Annotated in this window: 1 tRNA gene; it reads left to right on the top strand. The window is 50.1% G+C overall.

The window, feature by feature from the left end:
• The first annotated feature begins 193 nt into the window (after positions 1–193).
• Positions 194–270 (top strand) — tRNA-Met (locus tag HU736_RS21675).
• Positions 271–421: the final 151 nt, after the last annotated feature.

Genomic DNA, 421 nt, shown 5'->3' with positions numbered 1-421 from the left:
TGGTAGCTCGTCGGGCTCATAACCCGAAGGTCGTCGGTTCAAATCCGGCTCCCGCAACCAAATATAGAAAAGGCCACTGTGCAAACAGTGGCCTTTTTCTTTGCTTCAAATAAAGCTGTCCTGAAATAATTTGTTCTAAATCAAAGGGTAAGCTTGACATCAGCGCGAATCAGGGTATAGTCCACCCCACAGACGCGGGATGGAGCAGTCTGGTAGCTCGTCGGGCTCATAACCCGAAGGTCGTCGGTTCAAATCCGGCTCCCGCAACCAAACAGAAAAAATGGCCACTGTGAAAACAGCGGCCATTTTTTTCGTCTGCGCATTGTGCTTTTTAAGTTATTTACGCTGCATCAGCGTTGAAGACTTGACCTCGTGCCAGTAATGCGTAGAATGCGCCCCACTGACGCGGGATGGAGCAGTC

The organism is Pseudomonas shirazensis (assembly GCF_014268785.2).
Classification (GTDB): domain Bacteria; phylum Pseudomonadota; class Gammaproteobacteria; order Pseudomonadales; family Pseudomonadaceae; genus Aquipseudomonas; species Aquipseudomonas shirazensis.
The sequence above is the reverse complement of the archived record's forward strand: the minus strand, read 5'-3'. Positions and strand labels throughout refer to the sequence as shown.